The sequence below is a fragment of the Planktothricoides raciborskii GIHE-MW2 genome (genome assembly GCF_040564635.1).
Lineage (GTDB): Bacteria > Cyanobacteriota > Cyanobacteriia > Cyanobacteriales > Laspinemataceae > Planktothricoides > Planktothricoides raciborskii.
The window spans coordinates 4,721,869-4,739,396 of sequence record NZ_CP159837.1; the positions used below are offsets into that span (position 1 = coordinate 4,721,869).

At 43.5% G+C, this 17,528-nt stretch carries 13 protein-coding genes and 1 pseudogene; 6 read left to right on the forward strand and 8 right to left on the reverse strand.

Annotation, left to right across the window (positions count from 1 at the left end):
- Positions 1 to 339 precede the first annotated feature (339 nt).
- Positions 340 to 2,988, reverse strand: a complete 2,649-nt coding sequence (locus ABWT76_RS20335; RefSeq protein ID WP_354634869.1) for an NACHT domain-containing protein — start codon at positions 2,986 to 2,988, stop codon at positions 340 to 342.
- A gap of 263 nt (positions 2,989 to 3,251) precedes the next feature.
- On the opposite strand from ABWT76_RS20335, the gene ABWT76_RS20340 reads away from it, so the two are divergent.
- Positions 3,252 to 3,593: a hypothetical protein gene (locus tag ABWT76_RS20340; protein ID WP_354634870.1), complete on the forward strand. Its 342-nt coding sequence runs from the start codon at positions 3,252 to 3,254 to the stop codon at positions 3,591 to 3,593.
- 197 nt (positions 3,594 to 3,790) lie between these two features.
- The gene (gene nadA / locus ABWT76_RS20345; protein ID WP_354634871.1) at positions 3,791 to 4,765 is read left to right on the forward strand and encodes a quinolinate synthase NadA; all 975 of its coding nucleotides are present in this window, start codon (positions 3,791 to 3,793) and stop codon (positions 4,763 to 4,765) included.
- Positions 4,766 to 5,105: 340 nt separating this feature from the next.
- Here nadA and ABWT76_RS20350 read toward each other — a convergent pair whose 3' ends face one another.
- Positions 5,106 to 6,071, reverse strand: a complete 966-nt coding sequence (locus tag ABWT76_RS20350; RefSeq protein WP_054465220.1) for a homogentisate phytyltransferase — start codon at positions 6,069 to 6,071, stop codon at positions 5,106 to 5,108.
- 182 nt (positions 6,072 to 6,253) lie between these two features.
- Here ABWT76_RS20350 and ABWT76_RS20355 point away from each other — a divergent pair, with 182 nt between their 5' ends.
- Entirely contained in the window at positions 6,254 to 7,099 is an 846-nt protein-coding gene (locus tag ABWT76_RS20355; protein WP_354636426.1) for a transglutaminase family protein, read from the forward strand.
- Positions 7,100 to 7,520: 421 nt separating this feature from the next.
- On the opposite strand, the gene ABWT76_RS20360 is transcribed toward ABWT76_RS20355, so the two are convergent.
- Positions 7,521 to 9,680 carry an Ig-like domain-containing protein gene (locus tag ABWT76_RS20360; RefSeq protein WP_354634872.1) on the reverse strand — a complete coding sequence of 720 codons (2,160 nt, stop codon included), beginning with the start codon at positions 9,678 to 9,680 and terminating at the stop codon, positions 7,521 to 7,523.
- Positions 9,681 to 9,911: 231 nt separating this feature from the next.
- Positions 9,912 to 10,049: pseudogene (locus ABWT76_RS20365) on the reverse strand (FG-GAP repeat domain-containing protein); the annotation flags it as partial.
- 370 nt (positions 10,050 to 10,419) lie between these two features.
- Between ABWT76_RS20365 and ABWT76_RS20370 the strand changes: the two are divergent.
- Together ABWT76_RS20370 and ABWT76_RS20375 are read left to right on the forward strand one after the other, a co-directional pair.
- Entirely contained in the window at positions 10,420 to 11,337 is a 918-nt protein-coding gene (locus tag ABWT76_RS20370) for an IS4 family transposase (protein ID WP_054470481.1), read from the forward strand.
- A 10-nt stretch (positions 11,338 to 11,347) separates the two neighbouring features.
- Complete coding sequence (locus ABWT76_RS20375; RefSeq protein ID WP_054470484.1) at positions 11,348 to 11,638, forward strand: hypothetical protein; 291 nt, start codon at positions 11,348 to 11,350, stop codon at positions 11,636 to 11,638.
- A gap of 10 nt (positions 11,639 to 11,648) precedes the next feature.
- Here the strand turns inward: ABWT76_RS20375 and ABWT76_RS20380 are convergent, their stop codons facing one another.
- On the reverse strand, positions 11,649 to 13,220 hold the full coding sequence (locus tag ABWT76_RS20380; RefSeq protein WP_354634873.1) for an FG-GAP-like repeat-containing protein: 1,572 nt from the start codon (positions 13,218 to 13,220) through the stop codon (positions 11,649 to 11,651).
- A gap of 895 nt (positions 13,221 to 14,115) precedes the next feature.
- Between ABWT76_RS20380 and ABWT76_RS20385 the strand changes: the two genes are divergently transcribed.
- The gene (locus tag ABWT76_RS20385) at positions 14,116 to 14,292 is read left to right on the forward strand and encodes a hypothetical protein (protein WP_156331648.1); all 177 of its coding nucleotides are present in this window, start codon (positions 14,116 to 14,118) and stop codon (positions 14,290 to 14,292) included.
- A gap of 2 nt (positions 14,293 to 14,294) precedes the next feature.
- Here the strand turns inward: ABWT76_RS20385 and ABWT76_RS20390 are convergent, their stop codons facing one another.
- The 3 genes from ABWT76_RS20390 to ABWT76_RS20400 form a co-directional block, all read right to left on the reverse strand.
- The gene (locus ABWT76_RS20390; protein WP_231636716.1) at positions 14,295 to 16,124 is read right to left on the reverse strand and encodes an ABC transporter ATP-binding protein; all 1,830 of its coding nucleotides are present in this window, start codon (positions 16,122 to 16,124) and stop codon (positions 14,295 to 14,297) included.
- A 90-nt stretch (positions 16,125 to 16,214) separates the two neighbouring features.
- Positions 16,215 to 16,919: a Uma2 family endonuclease gene (locus ABWT76_RS20395; RefSeq protein WP_054465816.1), complete on the reverse strand. Its 705-nt coding sequence runs from the start codon at positions 16,917 to 16,919 to the stop codon at positions 16,215 to 16,217.
- Positions 16,920 to 17,097: 178 nt separating this feature from the next.
- Positions 17,098 to 17,271, reverse strand: a complete 174-nt coding sequence (locus ABWT76_RS20400; RefSeq protein ID WP_190879895.1) for a hypothetical protein — start codon at positions 17,269 to 17,271, stop codon at positions 17,098 to 17,100.
- Between the last annotated feature and the right edge of the window lie 257 nt (positions 17,272 to 17,528).

Here is a 17,528-nt window from a genome sequence, read left to right on the forward strand (position 1 = left end):
TAGGGGCGATCCGATGGCGGTGGTCGCCCCTGCCCCTACAGGAAATAAGGATAAATAGGGGTTATTGGTTATTGGTTATTGAATCTGTAGGGGCGAAGCATTCGGGCAAAGAATCTACAGGAAAAAATCAAAAATTTATTACCCGAATGCTTCGCCCTGACATATATAGTACCTGACATATATAGTAATTTTAAATAAACAGATTTTTTGAAATTACTATATGTGAAACAAACCGTTTTATTGCCTGAGTAGATTCTTATGTTGGGTTTCGTTCCTCAACCCAACCTACAGATTACTATAAACCACAGACGGCAACCCCAGACCCAAAATCAGATGGGGTTAACCTCGCTTAAGTTCCGCTTGCGGTAATAACAAAGTAGCCTCGATTTCTTCTCGGACTTCGCGACTCACAAGGCGAGCTTGTTGCAAACATTGGACTAGCAACAGATTGCTATTATAGTAATCCTTTAATAGCTGGTGTTGTCCATCACTGAATTGCCAATCGTGACCGACATTGCGATACTGAATCATCACCGTTCTTAACTGTTCCGTCCAGGCTTTTCCTTCATCTTGGTGGAACCATTGATCAAGGGCTGCTGAGTCAGAGTATGACGGTAATTGACTTTTTAACTTTTGCAGTGCTGCTTTGAGTTCAGGGTCGCGGCCATTTTTCTCTAAAATAGCTAAGGAGTCATTGAGAATTGTTGGGGCATTCCGGTTTGTAGCATAAGCAAGAATGCCATTTCGATCTTCAACCTGACCCGGTTTAAGCGGAAAATACAAATCCCGGTCAAGGTTTTCATCAATCGTGCGATCGAGTCCATAGTCTAATCCCTGAAATTTTTTGATGACGCTGGGATCTTGGAGATTTTGGTTTAAAGCAATCCCCAAATCTACTTTGAGAAATACATCGATCACTATTTCGTAGGACAAGCCGCGATCTTCACATAAAAAATGTTGCAAATAACCATCTAAAGCTGGCTCAAGATAATCGGCTCGAACCGCCGCTGGTTTATAAGGATGCTCAACTGAATCAGCCTTTTCCTTTAACCATACCAGCAGGTTTTGGATATCTTCATCTCCCGCCACAATTTGGTCAACTTTTTGCTTCATTAACTTGAGCAAATAATCCGCATTGGTCAGCATTTCCACAGTTAAGAGAAACACCTCGCGCCATTGCTTATTCGCTATGTGACTCACCAAGGTGTTAAAAGTCTCTTGCAAGGTATCAGGGTCGGTATTATTGACAATTTGACGAGCCGTAAAATATTCTTGAAAGGTCAAGTGAGAAAATGAGTAAATATGCTGGGCTCTTTCGACTAAAATCCCATGGTGGGCTTCAATTCCTTTCAGCACCGATTTACTATTCCCGCGCAACTCATTGGCATCAGTTTGAGCATGGAGTAAATTGCGGATATACTCAACAATATACCCTTGAATTTCCTCTTGGTCAAAGAAAAGCTTACCTTGGGTGAAAGTAGTATAAGCCAAATAACTCAGTAAATCCGCTCTCTGCTGACTGTCTAAACCTTCGTAAAGTTCTGACCGCTCAATATTCCGCTGAAGATCCAACTTTTCCAGGAGCAATTCTAATGCCTCTTTGTAGAGTTGCGAACGTTTCTGGAAAAGTTGTCCTGACTCCGCAAACGCCCAACACAAAAGGCTTAAAAGCAAGGGATTGCTTGTTAGTTCTTTACTCGGTTTATTAGCATTTAGCTTCTGATGGAATTTCTCAATTAAGTCTTGGGCGCGATCGGGAAATTCCTTGGTAAACCATTTCTGGGCAAAATCCTTAACCTGTTTCTCGTCAAAATCTGCCACCTCAACTTCGGTGAACTTATCAAAAATACATTCGTAGGCGGCAATTCGGCAGGTCATCACACAGGGATTTTTAGGAAAGTCTCGCAGAAACTCCGGAACTTGATCGATCAGACGCTTACTTGCTTCTTTTTTGACTTCATCCAGCCCATCCAGTAACAGAAAAACCTTGCCTTCACTTAACAATGTCACCACTTGTTCAGAGGTCACGCCCTTAAGCTGCATCCATTTTTGGATGTAAGTGAGTAAACTAGGTTGACCTTCAGCCACCGGGATATTTCTTAACGTAATAAATACTGGCACTAAGTCCGGCTTAAATTTCCCGGAATTACACTGAATAGCCAAATGCTTTAAAAACGTGGTTTTTCCCGCTCCAGGTTTCCCTAACACAAATAACTTTTCATGGTCTTCAACCGCTGTTAAGGCGGGAACTCGCGATTTTTGAATTGCTCCACAGCCCAAACGGTCAGAATCCTCTGACTGACAATCATCCTCTGACTGACAATCTTTGGCCAATGTCTCTAATTCTCTCCAAGTTCTAGAGGTCACTCTTTCCAGGATATTTACCTCAGTGTAGATATCATCCAAGCCAATCGGCTGGGGCATATTCAAAAGCTTCATGGTGCCGCATTCGTCTTGAATATAGTCTTTGACTTTTGCCCGGGTAGTTTTCACCAAGGTTTCGATATCAAGTCCTTCTTGAGCGCGGGCATAAGCTCGGTTGATGGCACTTTTCAGCGTTTTTTTCCTAACTTTTTCCTTTGTGGCTTCGGACAGGAACTTATATAGTTTGGGAGCTACATTACGGCTCAGATGTTCTCGCGTTACCCCTGGACAGTCTTGGGCGATTTCTTTGAAGGCTTTGCCTTGCCAAATCCCCTGGAAAATAGCTCTTTCTAGGTCAGTCAGTCCTTGCCCCTCTCGATGCTGAAGAGGCAATTCCTCTACAAAGCGTAACGCGGTGTTCAGATCAATATCAGCCATTGGTTTACCTCTATATTTGTTGATCCATTTTTCTAGCAGGAGCTTGATGTCCGGCGTGATTATGGCAGTTGCTATGTTGGCGATCGCGCCTGTAATCCCTCCAGTCAGAGTAGAGAGCAGCGTCGTCGGAACGATAACTACAATACCCAGAAATAGTCTGCTGCTAAGTTTTCTCAAGTCTAACATAATTTGCTCCCCAACCTAGGTAGATATTAATAGCTTAATTGCTTAAATAAAATTTGTCTATACTTTAGCCTGATATTGGATAAAGACTGTAATTTGCTGTAATTTAACTGTTTTTCATCAAAAGCTGTATTTGGCTGTAATTTACTGTAATTTTATTTTTTGATAAAAAAGCTGTATTTTACGGTAATTTTATGTATGGTTTTATTTGAAAAAATAGGCCACAATTTGGTTAAGACAATTTCAATACCATTTGGGCTAAACCTATGAACAAAATTGTGGTAATTGCTTTAGCGACTCAGTTAATTTTTATCTTGGGAGAAGTGCCAGCCGCTGGCTACCTGAGCAAATGGGGACTTGATAGCAGCAGCTTTTCCCATCCCTGGTTTTTACTGTTCTCAGTGACGCGGATTATTGGCATAGCTGGGCAGCTTTATCTTTGGTCTAATGCCCAGTTAGGCTTAATTGCCGCTTTAATGGGCAGTTGTGGCTTAATTTTGCATAACTTACTGGGGACTTTTGTGTTGCATCAACCGCCTTTGTCTTCCCAGGGCTATGTAGGGTTATTTTTGGCGGTGGTGAGTATCTTTTTGTTGGCAGCTAAGTAACTGATTGGTTATTTGTTGTTGGTTGATGGTTGTTGGTGGTTGGTTGAGGGTTGCTGATTGGCGGTTCGGGCTGGGAAGGTCTCAGATGTATCAAAAGATTCGCCAATTTTGGTAAAAACTACTATAATTACCAAACACAGGCAAAAAGTAGGGTTTCACCCACTCACTCAACCACTCACTCAACTCAACCACCAACTATGTTTACCACTGCATTTCTAGAACGGGATGCCACCGCAGGCAACCAAGTGCCGGATAACCTCTATGAAGCGATCGCCGCCCTGAAAAAAGAACTCAACGCCGTCATCCTCGCCCACTACTACCAAGAGTCAGAAATTCAAGACATTGCGGACTATATCGGCGACTCCTTGGAACTTTCCCGCAGGGCTGCCAACACCGACGCGGATGTAATTGTCTTTGCTGGGGTTCACTTTATGGCGGAAACGGCCAAAATTCTCAACCCTGACAAACTGGTGCTTTTGCCCGACCTAAATGCTGGTTGTTCCTTAGCGGATACTTGTCCCCCAGACGCTTTTGCCGAATTCAAAGCTGCCCACCCAGATCATAAGGTAATTTCTTATATCAACTGTTCTGCTGGCATTAAAGCCATGAGCGATATTATTTGCACGAGCTCTAATGCGGTGAAAATTGTCAGCCAAATTCCCAAAGATCAACCGATTATTTTTGCCCCAGACCGCAATCTTGGTCGCTATGTTATGGAACAAACCGGGCGAGATTTGGTGCTCTGGCAGGGTAGCTGTCTTGTCCATGAAAACTTTTCTGAAAAGAAAATTGTCCAACTGAAAATTCAACATCCAGAAGCGGAAATTATCGCTCACCCAGAGTGCGAAGCGCCGGTACTCCGTCATGCGAATTATATTGGGTCAACAACCGCTTTATTGAAGTATGCCCAAGCAAGTTCTAGTTCAACTTTTATTATTGTCACTGAACCGGGCATCATTCACCAAATGAGTAAGCAAGCCAATGATAAAACTTTTATCCCGGCACCGCCTACGAGTAATTGTGCTTGTAATGAATGCCCTTATATGCGGCTGAATACTTTAGAGAAATTATATCTTTGTATGAAAAATCGCTCTCCAGAAATTACTTTACCAGAAGATATTCGGATTGCGGCTTTGCGACCGATTCAGCGGATGCTGGAAATGAGCGCTTAATTTTCATCTTAATCTGATGTGGTGGAGCCATGAATTGCCCGGTAGCGATCGCTCACCATCTGATGATGAAACTATCACCAGGGCAATTAAATTTGGTCGTAATTCTCAACTAAAATTGTGGGTTATATACCCCCCCGTGTTTTTCAGGAAAAAAGCGGCTTCAGGGTTAATTTACCCACAATTTTAGCGGGGAGCGATCGCCAATATAGGTTTGCCTTCCACGTTTCATGGTTGGTTTTCCTCCAATCATGTTGGGAAATCACTTCAAAAATTTGTTTCAATGTAACAAATATTCGGCGATTTAATCACAGATTTAATTACAGATTAAATCACAGATTATTTAAGCCAAAAAGCAAGCGACGGGAAATACCAAGTATTCCAGGAAAAAGAATTTCCAGATAAATTGATAATATGCGGCGATCGCGGCTTGATTTTCTAAGTCAACGGATAAACTACGCCCCCAGAGAATGATTAAAGCGGTGATATGGGCGATCGCGACAAAAATTGGGTTAACTCCGGGCAGAAACCACCATCCCAAGATCACCATACCCAAATAACATCCGGTTAACACCCAACGGGCTAAATTAAACACCGCTTTGGCCCCAAAGTGAATGGTGAATGTGGTGATATGATATTCTCGATCACCTTTAATATCGGGAATATCTTTGAAAATGGCGATCGCAAAAGTGTAGGCTAAAATAAATAGAGTCAATGCCCAAATTTCAGGGGGAATCGAAAGCTGATAAAAGTGCCGTAAATCCTTACCATGATTTAACAACCAGAGAGAGTGTAAAAATAGCCCTAAATTAACAATTATTCCCCGAACCGTATAAATACAAAAAGCTGCCCAAAAAGGAAACCGCTTTAACCGAATTGGTGGCAGAGAATACCCCGTCCCTAACAATAAACTAATCCCCACGGTGGCCAATAACCACTGGCCGCCCAGTACCGCTAATAATAAAGCAAAAATTCCAGTAATATTGACAATTATCCGTGCTTGTTGCCGGGAAATTTCTCCCGCAGCAATGGGCAAATGAGGCTTATTAATTTTATCAATTTCTACATCTTCTAGTTGATTTAATCCGACAATATAAATATTTCCACATAAACAGGCAATCCAAGCCGTAATTAGTGGTAAGATAGAAGGAGATGTAGCCGCAGGAGTTAAGGCCATCGCGATCGCATATAATCCGAAAACACTTAAACTGGTGCCGATAATGGTATGGGGGCGAGAGAATTTCCAGAAGGAATACAGCCACCGGGTATCAAAGCCTTTAGAAGGATGGGAATTAGACAGTTGACTCATGGAAAAATTTTATCCTAGGTTTGATGTCATTCTAAACATTTTCTAGAAAAATAGCAAATTTAACCCAGTTAAACCGGGAAAATCATATATTGCGAGCGTTGCCCACCATACGCAGACAGAACAAAGGGATAAAATAAATAACTACAGAATATTAATATAAGATTAATTGAGCCAAGCTTATGATGAAATTTGAATTGGGTTGTCACCTAGTTTACAGCATCTATGAACCGAGTACATTTGTGTTTAACATTGGGGTGGTTCATAATCAGTATCAGCAAGTTGAACAAGAAAAATTAGAGATTTATCCCCGCTTAGAAATAGAAGAGTATAATAATCCTTTTAATGGCAATCGTTACTTACGATTAAATGCTCCGAAATGCCAAATGGAAATCAGCTATCAAGCGATCGTAGAACTACATCATTTCTTGCAGGATCCCCATGAGCTTCAAGAAGTGACTCCCGCTAATTTACCGTTGGAAATTTTACCCCTGTTGCTACCGAGTCGCTACTGTCAATCGGATCAGTTAATTAATCTGGCTTTTTCTGAATTTGGACACCTGACTCCAGGCTATTCTAGAGTTACGGCTATTTGTAATTGGATTTGTCAAAAAGTTATCTACTTATCTGGGAGTAGCGACCATCATACATCTGCTTATGATACAGCCACAGAAAGAGTGGGAGTTTGTCGGGATTTTGCCCATTTAGCAATAGCTTTTTGTCGAGCATTAAATATCCCTGCTCGGTTTGTTAATGCTTATGCTTATGGCTTAAATCCTCCAGATTTTCATGCTTGTTTTGAAGCCTATTTAGGCGATCGCTGGTATCTGTTTGATCCCAGCCGGTTGGTGCCTCAAACTAGCATTATTCGCATTGGCACTGGACGAGATGCGGCGGATGTTTCTTTTGCCACAATTTTTGGCATGGTGGAAATGAATGAGATGCGTTTATCGATGCAACCTTTGCCCGATCCTACAACGGGAAAAGTTGACCAGCCTTTTTTCACCACCGAGGCGATCGCAATTTCTTAGGGCTTACGAGGACTAAGAAACCGGGTTTCTTAAAGAAACCCGGTTTCTGGGTATTTCTGGGCAGGAGGAAGCCCCTCACAGGGGCTTCCCGAAGTGAGTTTGGAAACGAGTTAGGGATTTTACCTGGCCCGGAGAGAATAAGGGCTTTTTGCTCTTATTTTTTGAACCACTCCGGGCCGGGTACTCCCAGGTATCGTTTGGGCTTGTTGGATGTGTTTCCGGCCCGAATAAACCTGAATTATTCTTGATGACTATATCTTATCCATTTATTAAGAAATTGTCAAGCATTTTTAGAGATAATTTTACCACTGAACTCTGCCGGACACAGAGAGATATTCTTTGTGTCCTTTGTGCCTTTGTGGTTTATTTTCACCACAAAGACACAAAGGACACAAAGAAAAAAACCCGGTTTCTAACTTCCTTACACCATTAAAGTGAAATCAGCGCTATCAATCAAACCAACATCAACACCCGTTAATGTGGCTAACAATTCATTGCCACTGGCAATTAAAGTATTCCCATTACTGCCAGTAATACTTAACTGGTCAAAGGTTAAACCACCGGCTAATCCAATTAGGTCAATACCATTAGTAAAGTCCAGAATTGTATCAGAGCCAAAGCTAGATTGCAGGACAAAATAATCTTTGTCTGCATTACCAATTAGGGTATCATCGCCTTCATCTCCAAATAGGAAATCTTCACCATCTCCTCCCCAGAGGAAATCATTCCCTTCGCCGCCATAAAACACATCATTATCGGCATTTCCGGTCAGGCTATCATTGCCCTTATCGCCATATAAAATATCAGCGCCCGCATCACCATGAATTAGGTCATCACCCTGACCACCACGGGCGGTATCATCCCCATTGCCACCGAAAATGGAGTCATCTCCCGCATTGCCTTGCAGGAAATCATTGCCATCTTTTCCGAATAGCAAATCACCGGCATCACTAGCGACTGAACCAGGGCTAGATGAGCCCCCAAATAATTTGTCATCACCTAAATCACCAATCAAGGTATCGCTACCTAAATCGCCATAGATTAAGTCATCATTTTGACCACCCATTGCTAAATCATTGCCTTGACCACCATAGATAATGTCTTTACCTTGATTACCCAGCAACAAATCTGCCCCTTGGTTGCCATAAATTTCGTCATCTCCATCATTACCAAATAGGGCATCTCGTCCGGGCAAACCACGGATCACATCATTGCCACTTTGACCACTAATTACATCATCATTAGGTGTGCCATCAATATTATCTGCACTATCGGCTCCTACGGCAGTAAAGGAAATATTGACTAAATCAATAGTGGGTTCGGGAGGAATAGCCGAAGGTTCGGGTAAAGTAGTATTATTTTGGCTATTATTACTGCTTTCTGAGGGCAAAATACTGCTCAGACCAGTGAAAGGCAGAACTTGACTGGGAGAAACGGTGAATAGACCGCTGTTAACCGGAGGTTCATCAACCGGAGGTTCATCAACATTGCTGATTATCAGGTCAACTTTAGCCGCAGCAACAGCATAAGTCTTGCCGTCAGAACCATTCCAAGTAAAGCTGACATTGCCATTAAAGTCAGCATTGGGAGTAAAGGTTAATTTACCCAAATCAGCGGCATTAATTTCTTGGGCAGCAGTGACAGCAGTTCCGTTTAACTTCAAAGTGCCGTTATCGGGAAGTGAAGTTATTTTAATTTTGGATAAGCTATCTTTTTCTAGGTCTGAGAATTTATCCGTAAAGTCAGTGGCAGCAAAAGTGATATCCGTATCTTCAAGGCCAGTTTTGGTGATATCACTCAGAGTGGGGATATCGTTAATATCCGCTGTCCGGGTCAACTGAGTGGCAGCAATATTATTATTACCTGCACTATCCGTTGCTGAAGAAGCAGCAACATCTACTGTCACCGAACCATCAGCAGCGGGAGTAACATCAAAGGTGTAAGTAGTGGCGTTAACTGCCATAAAGTTACTGGCAGTTCCGTTGCCAACTGTGATATCTGAGATATCAAAACCGGTGACATTTTCACTGAAAGTGGCAGTAACCGTAAATAACCCGTTAACAGGAGTTGCAGCAGTGGAAGTTAAAGCAACAGTTGGGGCAGTTTGATCAAAAGTGACACTACTGGAGTTGGTAGTAGCCGTTACCGCCGTTCCCGCATTGCCCGCAGCATTCGTAAAGGTAATATTAATCGGTAAATTTCCTTCGGTATCTGCGGCTTGCAGAGTATAAGTGGCGGTGTAGTTGTTCCCGCTATTCGTCACTGTGGCAGTTTGACCACCAATGGTGACAGTGGGTGTACCACCGAGGGTTTCACTGGCGGTAAAAGCAACTGTCACTGCATCCCCAACTTTGGCTAATGCGGTGTTGGCATTATTGGATGCAATGGTGACTGGGGTTAAGGTGGGGGCAACTGTATCAATAACTATGGCTTTGCTGCCACCGAGGGAGTTGTCAGAACCTAAGGCAGGGAGGGTTAAGATGGCATCTACAGTTAAATTATCTTTAATCGTCCCCCCATTTAGCTCTAGGGCAGTGGTGCTGAAATATTCTAAGTCCGCAGAACTATCCCCAACTTGCACTACATAGTTAAAGGTGAGGATATTACCGCCATTACCACTATCATAAGTAGCATATTGGTCAGTGGTGCCGGTTTCTAGTTGCAGGCGGGGGGTGCCACCTGTTGTATCAACCGTGACAGCCGCATCAAAGGTAACGGTAATAGCAATGGTGTCACCGGCTTTGTAACTACCATTAGCAGTGGTGGCGGTGACTGAGGTAATTTTGGGGGGATTGTTTAGCAGGACTGAGACGTTGTTGTTGCCACCGTTCGCTACCGCTAAGTCCTGTTTGCCATCGCCGTCAAAGTCTCCTACGGTAACGGAAAACGAATATCTTCCCGCAGCAAAGGTGGTTTGGGTGCTGAAGCCGCCACTGCCGTCCCCTAACAGCTAATCTTGTAGGGGTTTGCTCAACACACTCACGGTCTTAAGCAAACCTCTGCGTGTAGATCCGCGATTGATCCGATATAGCAGTCCTATATCAGTTGTGGAATTGTAGGGGTAACAGGTTTGGCAAGCGTGAGCTTACCCCTAAACGCGCAGGGGCTTGCCACCGCGCAAAAGGATTTGCCCCGACAAAAATATTACGATTGAAATAGGATTGCTATATCAGCTAAGATGAAAATTCCCGGAGTGCTTGAGGCAATCATCCCATGACAGAGTTTATCACCCAAGGAAAATTTCGACCCCAGGTAAAAAAAGTCTAGAAAAAGCATACAACTTGGCGATTAACAAGCCGAATCTATCTTTTTCCCAGTGTATGGGTAACAGTTTTCGTCAAACAGTAGCGGGTATATTTGCTCATCCAGAAATGAATCAAGAGATCATGTTGTCAGGACACATTCAGGCAACGATGGAACGAGCCGAAGCAACGGTTGGGGAATATGTGATCGCCGCGCAAGACACAACTTATTACAACTACTCAGGACATAAAAAAATGTCTGGGTTAGGGGTAATACAAGGGAATGTCCGAGGATTGATGCAACATAATGTACTACTGCTCAATGAACAAGGTTTACCCCTAGGACTCTTAGGACAACAATACTGGACTCGAGACGGAGGTTTAGACCTGCCAGAAGGAGAAAAAGAAAGTAGTAAATGGCTCAAGGGGTTGAATGCCATCAATCAGCAAGCCAGTCAATCGAGCAAACGCTTTGTGACCGTAGAAGATAGAGAAGGAGATGTTTTTAGTTTTTTTAAAGCCGAACGAAAGACAAATGTAGATCTGCTCGTCAGGGTATATCAAGCTCGTAATTTGGAAATCGTCAGCAGTAATATAGTCTGCCAATTGCCCGATGTGTCGTCTCACTTGCCCGACTATGGAACCCAACGAGTACGCATTTATCGTCAAAACCGGGAAGTAGAACTGATTCTTCGCTTACGGGCAGGGGCAGTCAATGTTTATCCAGATAAAAATTTGAGTGCCAACAAGCATAAAACCCAAGGTTTATCTTTGGTGGTCGCCCAAGAGATCGGTTGTATCGATCCCAAAACAAACGAAGATATCTTCTGTTCAGAAGATGCAGCCACATGGTATTTACTGACCAGTCTTCCGATTGCCACTACCAGTAATGTCCAAAGGGTGACTCGATTTTATGCCCTGCGATGGCGGGTAGAACGCTTTCATTACACTCTTAAGTCTGGTGCTTTACAGGTGGAAAAATTACAAGCAAGATGATATTCAGACATTGATTAACTCCTTGGCTTTTTATTCGGTCGTGGCTTGGCAGATTCTCGCTCTTACTTATGCCGTCAGAGAAAACCCAGACCAAAGTGCCAGTATTCTGTTTGATGAGTCTGAGGTGATTCTGTTAGAAAAAGTATCTTCTAAAAAAATCATCTCTATACGTGATGCTGTCTTAGCTGTGGCCAAAATTGTCGGCTTTGCACCTACCAAAAAGCAACCATACCCTGGGGTTAAAGTCCTAGCTACTGCAATCGAAAGATTTTTCTTTATTAAGCTTGGTTCTACTGCATGAATCAAAACCCCTACAAGATTAGCCCTAACAGGACTGAGACGTTGTCGTCGCTAACGTTCGTTACCGCCAAGTCCTGTTTGCCATCGCCGTTAAAGTCTCCTACGGTGACGGAAAACGAATCTCCTCCCGCAGCAAAGGTGGTTTGGGTGCTGAAGCCGCCACTGCCGTCCCCTAACAGGACTGAGACGTTGTCGTCGCTAACGTTCGTTACCGCCAAGTCCTGTTTTTTATCGCCGTTAAAGTCTCCTACGGTGACGGACTGCGGATCGTCTCCCACGGCAAAGGTGGTTTGGGCGCTGAAACCGCCACTGCCGTCCCTTAACAGGACTGAGACGTTGTCGCTGAAACGGTTCGCTACCGCTAAGTCCTGTTTTTCATCGCCGTTAAAGTCTCCTACGGTGACGGAAACCGGATTGGCTCCCACGGCAAAGGTGGTTTGGGCGCTGAAGCCGCCACTGCCGTCCCCTAACAGGACTGAGACGTTGTCGCTGCCACCGTTCGCTACCGCCAAGTCCTGATTGTTATCGTTGTTAAAGTCTCCTACGGTGACGAACAGCGGATTGGCTCCCACGGCAAAGGTGGTTTGGGCGCTGAAGCCGCCACTGCCGTCCCCTAACAGGACTGAGACGTTGGCGCTGCCAAAGTTCGCTACCGCCAAGTCCTGATTTTTATCGCCGTTAAAGTCTCCTACGGTGACGGAAACCGGAAGGGCTCCCACGGCAAAGGTGGTTTGGGGGCTGAAGCCGCCACTGCCGTCCCCTAACAGGACTGAGACGTTGTTGTTAATGAGGTTTGTTACCGCCAAGTCCTGTTTTTTATCGCCGTTAAAGTCTCCTACGGTGACGGACTGCGGACTGTCTCCCACAGCAAAGGTGGTTTGGGCGCTGAAGCCGAGGGTGTGGGGGTAGGTGGTGAGGGTGTGGGGGGAGAGGGGGGAGGGGGAGCCGCCATCGAGCAGGGGAGCAGCGGTTCGGCTTCGCTCACCGACCGGGGGGCAGGGGTGAATTTGTTGCAGTTCCCAGGTGCCGCCTAATGCGGTGTTGCCGGTGAGGTGGGGGTTGGCGTAGATTGAGGTTTGGGTGATGTGATGTAGTTTTTGCAGGAATTCTGCCCCGGCATCACCGGCTGCTACCTCACATCCATATATATATAGATGGGCGATATGCCATTTTTCCAGTTGGGAGCGATATTTTTCTAGGTTGCCCAGTTCTAGGGTGCTGTTGCCTAGGTAGAGGGTTCCCGGTGACCCGTGGGAGATTAGGTGCAGAGAAAGAGGAGAGAGAGAAGAGGGGGAAGAGGAGGGATGAGGGGGAAGAGAAAAGATACTCTCTTTTCTCTCTCCTCTCCCCTCTTTTCTCTCTTCAAGGATTTCATTGATTTGCTCGACACCATTCCGGTTGGGGTCAAGGATATGGACAAAGGTGGCCGGTTTGACTCCGGCGGCGAGGATTTGCCATTGGTCAACGTTGGGGTCAATGATGACCAATTCGCGCCGCTGCCCACTAAGGTGGGCAGCGGCGCCCGGGCCGCCATATTTTTCCTGGGGTGAGTTGGGGTTGGTGATGTGATTGATTGTAGACATGACTGATGTATCTTTAACTAATTTGAACGCGCCTTGTGAGGCATAAAAGCCATAAATTTATTTACCCAAGACACACCCTGATATATATATAAGGAGTTTGTTGTATGTCAATTTATTTGACAAAGCTCCTCTGGAATAAGCTGTTTAAATTTATAGCAGGTTTTTCTGATTACATCAAGAATCTTTGATAATTTTTTTTTCATCCAGTATCGCGGTTCGTTCAAAAGTATCTCAGCGGCTTATATTGACTTGTCAGGAGGAGCAAAAGTCTTTATTTACAAAGCGTTATAGCTATTTATAGCTTAATATTTATTAAGTTTTATTTTTCGCTTTTAGGTGATTTTACGATGAATTTTGTTCACTTCGAGGGACGGTGAAGCACCAGTATTTAGGAGAGGAAACAATAGGTTACAATAGGGAACAATATGGATCATTAGAGGTGACAATAGAGGGAACTATAGGGAGCATTAGAGAGAACAATAGGGATTATTAGAGGTGACAATAGAAAACAATAGGGATTATTAGAGGTGACAATAGGGAATAGAAAAGATAAAAAAGAACTGTCCGGTTTTTATGGCTTATTTTAATTAGATTGGCAACGGGCTGGCAGGGGTATTGGTGACTATTTTATGTATGATATGTTGTCAATACGTTATATATTCTAAATAAGAAACCCGGTTTCTGGGTGGTCTGCGGGGAATAAGAAACCCGGTTTCTGGGTGGTCTGCGGGGACTAAGAAACCGGGTTTCTTTTTTGGATTCCACAGATAACTGTGATATGCCGAAAAGAAACCCGGTTTCTGGGTTAGCTGCGGGGATTAAGAAACCCGGTTTCTGGGTTAGCTGCGGGGATTAAGAAACCCGGTTTCTTGTTGGGATTTAACAGTAGGGGCGAATGGCCATTCGCCCCTACATTTTCACCAAAGAAACCCGGTTTCTAGGTTATCTGCGAGGACGAAGAAACCGGGTTTCTTGTTTGCTTAAAACAGATAACTGTGATATGCCGAAAAGAAACCCGGTTTCTAGCTGGTCTGCGGGGAATAAGAAACCGGGTTTCTTTTTTGCATCCTAAAGTTATTTATGAGATTCCGAAAAGAAACCCGGTTTCTGGGTTGCTTTTACTCCGGTTTGAACTCCCCACAATTTAGCGTAGATACCCTGAATCTGTAGGAGTTCTTCGTGTTTGCCTTGTTCGACTAATTGGCCGTTTTCCATGACATAAATACAGTCCGCATTGCGAATGGTGGAAAGACGATGCGCGATCGCGATTGTGGTGCGATTTTTGGTGATTTTTTCTAATGAACGAGCGATCGCTGCTTCGGTTTCATTGTCCACTGCGGAAGTGGCTTCATCGAGAATTAAAATCGGTGGATTTTTCAAAATTGCGCGGGCGATCGCTAACCGTTGCCGCTGACCACCGGACAACTTTTGGCCCCGTTCCCCGACAATGGTATTATAGCCATCTGGTAACTGCATAATAAATTCATGGGCTTCGGCGATCGTGGCAGCGGCGACAATTTCTGCAAATTTAGACTCAAAACTACCATAAGCAATATTATCCGCTACGGTGCCATGAAATAAAAACACATCTTGACTGACTAAACCAATAGCTTGACGTAAGGATTTTAAATGAATTTCTTGTAAAGGAATGCCATCGAGGGTAATAGTTCCCGAATTCACTTCATAAAGTCGCAATAACAATTTAACCAAGGTACTTTTTCCCGACCCGGTAGCACCGACAATGCCAATAGTTTGGCCAGCGGGAATATGCAGGGAAAGATTTTGCAGTACGGGCAGCCGATTTTTATAGGCAAAGTTGACATTTTCAAATGCTAATTCACCGCGAACCGAGTCTACGGGTAAATAGCGATCGCCGGAGTGAATTTGCATCGGCGTATCTAATAAATTCATTACCCGATTTGTAGACGCCATTGCCCGTTGATACTGGTCAAGAGTTTGACCTAATCGGGTTAAAGGCCAAAGTAACCGTTGGGTTAAAAAGACCAAAACACTATAAGTACCTACGGATAAATTGCCCTTAATGGCTTCCATGCCCCCGCCGAGTAAAATTCCCGTAAATCCAATTAAAATCAGGATTCTAATTAAGGGAATAAACGCCGCACTGAGCGCGATCGCCCGCCGATTACTTTGTTGATATCCCTCACTTTCTTTAGTAATTCGGCGAATTTCATAATCTTCAGCGGTAAAGCTTTTAATCGTCGTAATTCCTGAGATATTATTCGCCAATTGACTATTGAGCAAACTGACTTTTTCCCGGACAGTGGCATAACGAGGGGCTAGTAATTTCTGAAAGGCGATCGCCCCCCAAATAATCAAAGGAATCGGTAAAATCGTCATCCATGCCACCGTCGGCGCCAGGGCAACAAATGCCCCGCCAATCACCACCACCGTAGTCATTACTTGGATAATTTCATTAGCGCCAATATCCAAAAATCGCTCTAATTGATTAATATCATCACTGACAATAGATAGCAAAGCGCCGGTACTGCTTTCTTCAAAAAAAGCTAATTCTAAATCCTGCAAATGACGATAAGCATCCTGACGTAAATCATGCTGGATTTGCTGGGCTAAATTCCGCCACCATGTGGCATAAGCATATTCAAACAGAGACTCTAATAGCCAAACAATAATTGTAATTAAACTTAAAACTAAAAACTGGCTAAAAATATCGGTAATTCCTAACTGTGCGATCGCCGATTTTTCTTTTTGCACCACCACATCAACTGCGGCGCCAATTAATGCGGGTGGTGCCAAATCTAAGAGTTTATTTGAAATCGAGTAAAGACTAGCCAGCCAAATCTTTTGGCGATATTTTTCGGTATAGTCTAATAACCGTTGTAACGGATGAGTTTCAGCCATAGATTTCGCCATAGATTTCGCCATAGATTTCGCCATGTTTTATAGAATAAAAATTAAATGCCGTTGGGGGATCATCCCAATCAGGGATGCTGATTGGGATGATCTAATTCCATTTTAGGTATCAAGTTCTTCGGGATTGATGCCGAGACTTTTTAGCTTTTCTGCCAATTTAGCGGCCTTTTCTTGGGCGATTAAAGCTTCTTGCTTCGCCGCTAAAATTTGCTCCTCTGGAGTTAAATATCTTTGTCCTTGGGCATCATACCAATATAACCATTCTCTAGTAATTCCTTGGTAGGTTCCCTCACTGCGACCGATACCTAAATTTATTTCGGCTAACCAGACAGGTTCACCGCTTAATAATTGATAACCCCCTGGTTCTAGTTTATACACCTCTAACCGGGCTTTTCTCTTTCTCAGGGGGTTATAAATTACATAATATAAAATCCCCAGTTCGGCGTATTCTTTTTTCTTGTATGTATATTCTCCCCGACGGGTTTGGGAGACTACTTCTAGCACCAGAATCGGTCTTTTTTGTTCTTCCCACAAGACATAAGATAACCGTAAATCTGAGTCAATAATCCGGGGGACTCCGATAGAAAGAAATCCATCGGGGACGATCGCTGGTTGATTCGGATCGGAATAAATCCCCATATCGACCCCAAAAAACCAGTCCATTCTTTCTGACCAAATTAACGCGAGAATGGCTTTGAGCAGTCCAGGAATTAAGTTTTGTAGTTCGTTATCCACAGGTGTATCGTCAGAATCAGGTAAATCTTCAGCGGAGGGCAAGCAATCTCTAGGATTATATTCTAGTAGCATAGCCGGTAAAAGAGTTTAGGTAATTTTTTTATTTTAGCACAGGACTTATTGGGGTTGGATGGGTGCAAAAAAAAACAACTTGACAATATTGCCAAGTTGAGAAGGAACTTATATAGTCAGGAGCAGAGGAAAAAAACGGTAATTTTTTATATATTAAAAGGATATTGAAATGCGGGGTTTAAGGTTGAGGGATGACAGAAGGTTGATCGAGAAGATTATAAGTCATAATCCGATAGCTGAAGTTAAATTCTTCAGGCTGAATCTGTTTTTGGCCGACATGAAGTTGATAAATCAGGCCACCATGTCTACCATGAGTTTTTGGTGAATCATTAAAATTTCCTTGATGGTTCACGATTGACTCCCCCATGATGTGCAAGCTTTATGATTTTTTGCTTGCAGTTTTCTTTATATTTTTATTCTCAGCTATCTTTGGGGAAAAATCTGTGATTTCAATCCGCAAAATCTGTGAATTTGATCGCTGAAATCCGATGATTTAGGTCATACTTAAGTATGACTTAAATCTCCGCTCGTTTATGCCTGATATTACCAAAGTGTAGTGATTTCGCTCACCAATAAGTAATTTATTGCTTATTGGTTATTATTTATAAT